This window comes from Pseudomonas sp. QLc11A (assembly GCF_052112305.1).
Taxonomy (GTDB): Bacteria; Pseudomonadota; Gammaproteobacteria; order Pseudomonadales; family Pseudomonadaceae; genus Aquipseudomonas; species Aquipseudomonas laurylsulfatiphila.
Genome location: NZ_JAVAJJ010000108.1, coordinates 1 through 228 on the forward strand (window position 1 = coordinate 1; position 228 = coordinate 228).

A 228-nucleotide genomic window follows, 5' to 3' on the forward strand; every position below is an offset into this window, starting at 1 on the left:
ACCGGACCGTTCTGCGCAGTGACCGGTTTGCCTTGGGCATCGGTCAGGGTCGCGGTGTAGGTGATGGTGCCGTTTTCATCCACGCTCGGGGTGGCGGTCAGGGTCACCGTGGTGGTGTCGTTGACATCGTTGACCGTGGTGGTCACTGGCGTTGTGTTTGGCGACACCAGTTCCAGGTTACCGCCCACTGCGTCCTTGATGGATTCAGTCACGATGGTCGGACCGGTG

Annotated in this window: 1 protein-coding gene; it reads right to left on the bottom strand. The window is 61.4% G+C overall.

The window, feature by feature from the left end:
• A partial coding sequence (locus Q8X48_RS30110) for an immunoglobulin-like domain-containing protein (protein ID WP_407802708.1) occupies positions 1 to 228 on the bottom strand: 228 nt, incomplete at both ends.